Source organism: Bradyrhizobium sp. INPA03-11B (assembly GCF_040446015.1).
GTDB classification, from domain to species: domain Bacteria; phylum Pseudomonadota; class Alphaproteobacteria; order Rhizobiales; family Xanthobacteraceae; genus Bradyrhizobium; species Bradyrhizobium macuxiense_A.
This window is the reverse complement of sequence record NZ_JASGSR010000102.1, coordinates 20,137-29,258: the sequence shown is the minus strand read 5'-3', so window position 1 is coordinate 29,258 and position 9,122 is coordinate 20,137. Positions and strand designations below refer to the sequence as shown.

The 9,122-nt window shown below is 63.4% G+C and carries 4 protein-coding genes; 3 read left to right on the top strand and 1 reads right to left on the bottom strand.

The features are described 5' to 3' along the window. Positions 1-1,046, top strand: a 1,046-nt coding sequence (locus tag QMZ05_RS31180; RefSeq protein WP_353704237.1) for an AMP-binding protein, incomplete at its 5' end; no start/stop codon positions are given. 135 nt (positions 1,047-1,181) lie between these two features. After that, positions 1,182-2,381, top strand: coding sequence for an ABC transporter substrate-binding protein (locus QMZ05_RS31175; RefSeq protein WP_353704236.1), 1,200 nt, complete (start codon positions 1,182-1,184; stop codon positions 2,379-2,381). Between the two features lie 149 nt (positions 2,382-2,530). On the opposite strand, the gene QMZ05_RS31170 is transcribed toward QMZ05_RS31175, so the two are convergent. Further along, positions 2,531-3,277: a transglutaminase-like cysteine peptidase gene (locus QMZ05_RS31170; protein WP_353704235.1), complete on the bottom strand. Its 747-nt coding sequence runs from the start codon at positions 3,275-3,277 to the stop codon at positions 2,531-2,533. Positions 3,278-3,871: 594 nt separating this feature from the next. Between QMZ05_RS31170 and QMZ05_RS31165 the strand changes: the two genes are divergently transcribed. Continuing rightward, a complete protein-coding gene (locus QMZ05_RS31165) occupies positions 3,872-9,070 on the top strand; it encodes a VCBS domain-containing protein (RefSeq protein ID WP_353704234.1) in 5,199 nt (1,732 codons plus the stop codon). Positions 9,071-9,122 lie beyond the last annotated feature (52 nt).

Here is a 9,122-nt window from a genome sequence, read left to right as displayed (position 1 = left end):
CCGTGCCGGACAATCTGCGCGAGGTGCAGCCGACCGCATTCCTCGCGGTGCCGCGGATCTGGGAGAAGTTCTATTCCGGCATCACCATCGCGCTGAAGGACGCGACGCCGTTCCAGAACTGGATGTACGCCCGCGCGCTCGCGATCGGCAACCGGATGACCGAGTGCCGGCTGGAGGGCGAGACACCGCCGCTGTCGCTGCGGCTCGCCAACCGCGCCGCCTACTGGCTGGTGTTCCGCAATATCCGCCGCATGCTCGGGCTCGACCGTTGCCGGATCGTACTGACCGGCGCGGCGCCGATCTCGCCGGATCTGATCCGCTGGTATCTCGCGCTCGGCATCGACATGCGCGAGGTCTACGGCCAGACCGAGAATTGCGGCGTCGCGACCATGATGCCGGCGGACCGCATCAAGCTCGGCTCGGTCGGCAAGGCCGCGCCCTGGGGCGAGGTGATGATCTGCCCGAAGGGCGAGATCCTGATCAAGGGCGACTTCCTGTTCATGGGCTATCTCAACCAGCCGGAGAAGACCGCCGAGACGATCGACGCGAAGGGCTGGCTGCATACCGGCGATGTCGGCGCGATCGACAATGAAGGCTATGTCAAGATCACCGACCGGATGAAGGACATCATCATCACCTCAGGCGGCAAGAACATCACGCCGTCCGAGATCGAGAACCAGCTCAAATTCTCGCCCTATGTTTCCGATGCGGTGGTGATCGGCGACAAGCGGCCGTATCTCACCTGCCTGATCATGATCGATCAGGAGAATGTCGAGAAATACGCCCAGGACCAGGACATCCCCTTCACCAACTATGCGAGCCTGTGCCGTGCCCGCGAGATCCAGGACCTGATCCACCGCGAGGTCGAGGCGGTCAACGCCAAGTTCGCGCGCGTCGAGACCATCAAGAAATTCTATTTGATCGAACGCCAGCTCACGCCCGAGGACGAGGAGCTGACGCCGACCATGAAGCTGAAGCGCAGTTTCGTGAACAAGCGCTACGCGGCGGAGATCGACGCCATGTATGGCGAGCGGGCTGTGGCATAGAGCATGATCCGGAAAAGTGTGAAGCGGTTTTCCGAATAGATCATGCTCAAGGAGAGAGCCGACAATAGATTGGCGAAGGAGCGAGCAGGCCCGACCCTTCGCTCAACATGGGCCATTGTTAAGGAGGAGACTGCAATGTCGAAATCGCTGAAGGCGCTGGGCCTTGCGGTGAGCGCGCTGGCGCTGACCTGTCTGCCGGCCGCAGCCCAGACCAAGGTCACCAATGAAGGCATTTCGCCGACCGAGATCGTGATCGGAACGCATCAGGATTTGTCCGGCCCGATCAAGGTCTGGGGCGTTCCGGTGTCGAACGGCATGAAGATGGCGGTTGAGGAGATCAACGCCGGCGGCGGCATCAACGGCCGCAAGATCAAGATGATCCTGGAGGACAATGGCTACGACCCGAAGAAGGCCGTGCTGGCCTCGCAGAAGATGGTCGAGCGCGACAAGGTCTTCGCGATGATCGGCCCGATGGGCTCGCCGACCGTGCTCGCTGCGCAGGACATCCTGTTCGACGCCGGCGTGCTGCAGCTGTTCCCGCTGACCGCGGCCGAATTCACCTTCAAGTTCGATCCCGCCAAGCCGCAGGAGCGGTTGAAGTTCAACAACCTGTTGCCCTATGTCGAGAGCACGCGCGCCGCGCTCAAATACATGATGGACTGGAAGAACTTCAAGAAGCCCTGCATCATGCATCAGGACGACGAGTACGGTAAGAACGTGCTCGACGGCTTCAATCAGCAGCTCGCTGCGATGAAGGTGCAGCCGGCCTCGATCACGAGCTACAAGCGCGGCGCCTCCGATTTCTCGGCGCAAGTCGCCAAGATGAAATCCGACGGCTGCGACCTCGTCGTGCTCGGCACCGTGATCCGCGAGACCATCGGCGCGATGAACGAAGCCAGGAAGCTCGGCTGGGATGTCACCTTCCTCGGCGCCACGCCGACCAACGTGCTTGAAGTGCCGGCGCTCGGCAAGGAAGCCGTCGAGGGCCTCTACGCAGCGTCAGGCTTCGAGATTCCCTACGAGGACACGGCCAAGGGCAAGGTGAAGGACTGGCTGGTCAACTACAAGAAGATGTTCAACTCTGACGCCAACACCCAGGCGATCATCGGCTACAATGCGGTGATGACGTTTGCCTTCTACGCCCAGAAGGCGGGCAAGGATCTCACCGGCCAGAAGATGCTCGATGCGCTGGAGTCCGGCGACAAGTTCCTCGATATCTTCAGTTCGCCCCCGACCAAGTTCTCCAAGACGGATCATCTCGCCAACACCATCACCCAGGTGCAGCAGGTCAAGGGCGGCCGCTGGGTTCTGGTGAAGGACAATCTGATGTTCTGAGCGGGGCAGGGCTCCAATCGATCGTCATTACGAGCGCAGCGAAGCGATCCATAGTCCACAAGCGGAAGCATGGATTGCTTCGTCGCTTCGCTCCTCGCAATGACGGAGGTGGCTTGCGCTCAGATTCGCGGGCCGACGACTTCTTCAATTCACCGCGCGGCCGGCCGCCACGCCGCCTCGGTGACGGGCGGCGCATCGACATAACGGCTGACGCCGTTCTGGTCGATCACGAAGGTCGGCCGGAAACTCCTGATGTCGGTATCCTCGATCATCGCCATGCGGCGGTTGTCGAGCGTCAGCCAGTGGCCGTCGAGCCGCGCCGCGACCACCGCATGGTCCTCGCCGCCCAGCAGGTCGTGCATCACCACGATACGCAAATCCTCCGGCGCGACGCCGGCCTTGGCGAGCGCCACGAATTTGGCGATCGCATAGTCCTCGCAATCGCCGCTGCCGCGGGCGAAGGTGGCGAGCGCAGTGGCCCAGACGTCGGGCTCGCCATAGGTCGCAAGATCGCTGCCCGGGCGGATCGCAAGGTTGATGGCGCGGTTGATCTCGCCGAGCCGGGCTCGGCCGTTGCGCGCGCGACCAAGATCGACGATCGCCAGGAATCGCAGCGCCTCCGGCGACGCGCACCCCGCGCGGTCGCTCTCGCAGGCTGCGAGCTGCACCAGTTCATCCGCCAGCTGGTGCTGCACGCCAAGCCATTTGTCGTGCAGGCCGCCGCCGGCGAGCAGGCTGGTCGCGAGGCCGAACGGTTCGGTTGACTGTCTGAGCAGGGTCGCCGGGCCGGGCGACAGCAGCGAGGCGGCATTAAGCTCGGCAATTGGCGCGGCCAGGACCAGGCCGAAGCCCAACATGACGGAGCGCAGCGCAAACGAGCGAAGCGAGAATCCCATGTGACACCCCCTGTCCGCTCATCGGCGGGTGGACACTACACCGCACACGCGACCGGATCGTTTCATGCCGCGAGCATGACCAGCGATCCCTTCGAATCGACTTAAGATGTGGGGAAACCGGGCCGGACGCTAAAGGGCGCGTGGTCAGGGTCCCGAAAACTTTACCGGTTTGTGAAACGAACCGGCGAACCTTTTTCCACCGCGAAACGCCTCATCCTTGCCTACTGGTTAACCCGGCCAGCCCGCGCACGGGATAGCTGCGATTTGTAAGCCAAGTCACAGCTTTAGCCGGAAAAATCGGGTCAAATGCCCTCTCGGGGTTGCGGGGAAATAAAGGCAAGTACAGAAATGCCAATCAATACCACGAATACGTGGCTCACTACCCATCTTGGCTCAAATCCCATCTCATGGTACCGTCAGGCAAGTTCGGAATACACGACTCATGTGAGAGTGAGCCAAGTCACATCCGCTCAAACCGCGCGACCACAGCACCTTGCGAAAGCAAAGGATGGTTTCGCCAAGCTTTATCCGATGATATGCAGGCGTAATCATTCGGATATTTTACCAATATTAACCCTCGTGCGGTGATCCGCAGTGAACTTTATCGAGAAATTCGACGGCCATTTGCCGAGCGCGGACGCTTATGCCCGCGGACCGGTATACGTCGAAAGCGTTACCTCGAATGCTCCGCCTGGCGCGATCACGGTCGACGACGGGCAATTGCTGTTCACCGGCGACTTCAAGCGGACCGGGGTCGATCTCGTCATCTCGAAGGACGACCGGGAGCTCGTCCTGCACGACTATTTCAAGGGCGAGAAGCGCGCGGCGCTGGCATCGCCTGAAGGCGCGCATCTCACCGGCGATCTCGTCAACGCGCTCACCGGCTACACCCAATATGCCCAGGCGGGCGGCGCGGCGGAGCCGGCCAAGGTCATCGGCCATGTCACCAAGCTGACGGGCAGCGCCACCGCTATCCGCAACGGCGTCGCGATCGTCCTGAACCAGGGTGACAACGTCAACAAGGGCGACGTCGTGCAGTCCGGCGGCGACTCGACGCTCGGCATCACCTTCATCGACGGCACCGTGTTCGGTCTCGGACCGAATGCCAAGATGGTGCTGAACGAGATGATCTACGACCCGAACGGGTCGAGCAATTCGTCGCTGATGAGCCTCGTCTCGGGCACCATCTCATTCGTCGCCGGCGCGACCGCCAAGCATGGCGACATGAAGGTCGATACGCCGGTCGCGACCATGGGCATCCGCGGCACCGCGGTGCTGGTCGAGATCGATTTCGACGTGCAGGGCTCGGGCGGTGTGCCGCCGGCCAAATTCCAGGTGCTGGTCGAGCCCGACGGCACCACCGGCTCCTACATCCTGTTCGACAAGACGACGCTCAATCCGATCGCAACCGTCGATCAGGCCGGCACCCAGACCATCGTCAACGGCCAGGGCAGCGTCAGCTTCGTCTCGTCGGCGCAACTGTCGACCGATGCACAGAAGCTGATCTCCGACGTCTTCGCGCTGAAGTTCACCGACAACAACAATCCCAACACCAAGCTCACGACGAACTTCACGGACAGCGTCGTCCCGGTCACGATCGGCCTGAAGCTCGCTACCGGCGACGTCATTCTGCCGGTCAGCTTTCTGCAGACGTTGATCAACAATGCCGGACCGGACGCCGCGGCCGGCAAACCCGACCACGCTCCGGGGCCGCCGCATGTCGTGACCCAGAATGCGTCGTTCACCGAACAGCCCGGGCTGACCCATAGCACACTGCCCGACACGGTGACCGCACAGATCACATGGACGGACGTCAATCTCGGCGACAAGCCCAGTGCGGTGGTCAGCTTCAGCACGTTCAGCTACCACGACGCCGGCGGCAAGGACGTGACCTCGCAGCTGACGGCGGCGGAACAGGCGGCCATCAAGGCGGTCGAGATCCCGTTGCTGCTCGAGCCCGATCCGAACAACACCAATGTCGGCTCGGCGACCTGGACCTACAGCCTTGCCGACGGCGCCTTCGACTTCCTGGCCGCCGGCGAGACCCTGACGCTGACCTATCTGGTGCGCGTCGACAACAACTATGCGCCGAGCAACGAGACCGCGTTCAAGACCATCACCATCGCGATCACCGGCACCAACGACACGCCGGTGGTGACGTCCGCGGCGCAGGTCGGTTCGATCACCGAGTTGCCATGGACGACGAATTCCGCCGCGCCGGATACCGCGCACGGCACGGTCACGTTCACCGATGCGGATCTGACCGACACGCACACGGTCACCATCACCGGCGTCTCCGAGGCCGGCGTCACCAGCGGGCTTGCCAACCAGGCCACCGTGCTGAGCTGGCTGTCGCTGGGCGCGCTGACCGATTCGACCGATGGCGTGACGGGATCGCGTTCCTGGACGTTCTCGGCAACTGACAAGAGTTTCGATTATCTCGCCGCGGGCGAGACGCTGACGCTGACCTACACGATCCAGATCAACGACCAGCATGGCGGCGTCGTCACGGTCCCGGTCACGATCACGATCGTCGGCACCGACGACATGCCGGTGATCACGTCGCCGACCCAGGCCGCCGCCATCACCGAAGCCGAGGGGACGACCGGCTCGGTGAACCACGATACGGCGTCCGGCACGGTGACCTTCACCGACGTCGATCTCAGCGACACCCACAGCGTCACCGTGGCCGGCGTCACTGAAACCGGAGTCACGTCAGGGCTCCCCGATCAGGCGACGATCCTGAGCTGGCTGTCGCTCGGCGCGCTGTCGGATTCGACCGGTGGCGTGACCGGATCCAATGTCTGGACGTTCTCGGCTGCGGACAAGAGTTTCGATTATCTCGCCGCGGGCGAGAAGCTGACGCTGACCTATACGATCCAGGTCGACGACCATCATGGCGGCGTCGTCACCCAGCCCGTCACGATCACCATCACCGGCACCAACGACCTCCCGACATTTACCGCCGAGCCGCAGACCACCACCATCGCCGAGCAACCCGACACGACGGGTTCATCCAAGCCGGACGTGGCCCTGGGCGTGGTGGGCTTTGCCGACGTCGATCTCAGCGACACCCACACCGTGTCCATCACAGGTGTGACCGAGTCCGGGACGACCACGGGCTTGCCCGAGAATGAGTCCACGATCCTGAACTGGCTGTCGCTGGGGACGCTGACGGATTCGACCGGCCACGTGACCGGATCGCAGGCCTGGACCTTCTCGGCCGCGGACCAGAATTTCGACTACCTCGCCGCCGGCGAGACGCTGACGCTGACCTACACGATCCAGGTCGACGATCATCATGGCGGTGTGGTCAGCCAGCCGGTGACGATCACGATCACCGGCAGCAATGACGTGCCGACGGTCACGTCGGAGGCGCAGGCGGCCACCATCGCCGAGCAGCCCGACACCACGGGTTCGTCCAAGCCGGACAGCGCATCGGGCACTGTGACCTTCACCGATGTGGACCTCAGCGACACCCACACGATGACCATCACCGGCGTGGCCGAAGCCGGAGCGACCGCGGGCCTGCCCGAGGACCAGTCCATCATCCTGAACTGGCTGTCGCTGGGGACGCTGACGGATGCGACCGGCGGGCTGACCGGATCGCAGGCCTGGACCTTCTCGGCCGCGGACAAGAATTTCGACTATCTCGCCACCGGCGAGACGCTGACGCTGACCTACACGGTCCAGCTCGACGACCATCATGGCGGCGTCGTCAACACGCCCGTGACGATCACGATCAACGGCGCCAACGACGCGCCGACGCTCGCCGACGTCAATGCCGGCACGCTCACCGACACCGCCGCATATGACACGTTCAGCCCGCTCACCGGCACGCTGCACGGCCATGACGTCGACGACGGTGAGACGGCAACGCTGACCTATGCCGCCCTCAATTCCGACCACGCCGCGGTCACACAGATCTCGGGTCTCTACGGCACACTCACGGTCAATGCGGACGGCACCTACAGCTACGTTCCTAACGATGCCGCGATCAATGCGCTGCCTAAAGGGAGCTATGCCGACACGTTCACCGTCGAGACGATCGATGTGCACGGCGCGACCGGGACCGCGACGCTGACGGTCGATGTGACCGGCGCCAACGACACCCCGACGCTGGCCTTCCACCCGACCTATCTCAATTTCGACGGCAGCACGACGGCCGTCGGCACGGTGGCGACGACGCATGTCGGCAACGGCACGGACGGGGTCACGCTTGCGGGCTGGGTGGATTGGAACGGCAACGGCAATGCCGGCGATTCCCAGCTGCTGTTCTACGACGGAAGCACGTCCGACGCCGGGCTCGGCGTCAACGGCGTGGTCACGGCCGGTGGCTTACTGGATCTACAGATCCAGAACGGAGGTATCGCGGGCATCGATACCGGGATCACCATCTCGCGCGGAGCGTGGCACCATATCGCGCTGACCCACGTCAACGGCGACTTCACGCTCTATGTCGACGGGGCCGTCGCATTCACGGCCAACGCGAGCGTCAACGCCATTCCGGGCTCGCATGCCGACTTCACCTTGATCGGCGGCGTATCCTCGGAGAACGGCAGCAGCTTCGCGGCCGAGGGTTTCACCGGCAGCATCGCCGATGTGAGTGTCTGGAACTCAGCGCTGACGCAGTCACAGGTCCAGGTGCTCGAATCCACGATGCTGGCGGGCAATGAGAGCGGGCTTGCGGCCTATTTTCCGCTGAGCGATGGCAGCGGCACCAGTGCAGCCGATCTGGTCGGCAGCGCCGGCAATCTGACGGTTCATGGCAATCCGGCATGGGTGGTGAACGGCGACGCCAGCTGGCCCGCCACCGGTCTTTCCACCGCGGCAGGCGCTGCGCTTTCGATCACAGGTCTGAAGGTCTCCGACGTCGACATCGGCAGCACAGAGCAGGTGACGCTAAATGTCGGCCATGGCGCGATCACGCTCGCAAATGCTGCCGGAGTCGAGGTCAGCGCGAATGGCGCCGGCGGCACGCTGACGTTCAACGGCACGGTGGCAGCGGTTGACGCGGCGTTGGCGGGCGGTGTGGTTTACACGCCGTCGTCCGGCTACCATGGCGCCGACTCCTTGCACGTTTCGGCGACCGATCAGGGTGCGTTGACCGCAACGATGGATCTCGCGATCAATGTGACCCCGAGCTCGCCGCTGGAGATTCATACGGATAGTTTGGTTGTGACCGGCAATGAATCGGGTGGAGAGACAATCTCCGGCCTGACGGTGACCGACGCGGGCGCAAGCGCCGATGAGACCTTCACACTGACGGCCCAAACCGCCGGCCTGGGCAGCAGCACTGTCACGCCGCTGTCCGCGGGAGGGTATCTCGCCCAGATCAACAATGTCCTTGCATCCGGCCTCAGCTACTCTGAGGGCGGGGTGCCTCCGGCGACCGACGTCGTGACCGTGTCTGTCGCCGACGCCCACGGCGCGAGCGACACGGTCAACCTGATTTTCAACGTCCAGCAAAATCCGACCGCGCCGGTAACCCTGACCAGCACCGCTGGCAAAGACGTGTTGTTCGGGACGTCGGGTTATCAGGACCAGTTTGTGTTCGCGCCGAATTTCAACCACGACACGATCATGAACTTCAAGCCTGGCCTCGACCACATCGACCTCACCGCGGTGGTATCGACCAGCAGTGTCGATACCTGGATCAGCCAGCACGTTGCGCAGTCGCCGACCAATGCGGCCGATACGCTGATCACGATCGACAGCGCGGACACCATTACGCTGCGCAACGTCAGCCCCGCGGCGCTCGGCCACAACGACTTCCTGCTTCACGTCACGTGACGGCTACCCGGCCGAGCCGCCATTGGCGGCGCGCCCGGCCGGCTCATTGTGC

What these genes read in the sequence shown, in the direction of transcription:
- QMZ05_RS31170 (WP_353704235.1), bottom strand. Translation starts at nt 3,277, where the DNA reads ATGGGATTCTCGCTTCGCTCGTTTGCGCTGCGCTCCGTCATGTTGGGC.
- QMZ05_RS31175 (WP_353704236.1), top strand. Translation starts at nt 1,182, where the DNA reads ATGTCGAAATCGCTGAAGGCGCTGGGCCTTGCGGTGAGCGCGCTGGCG.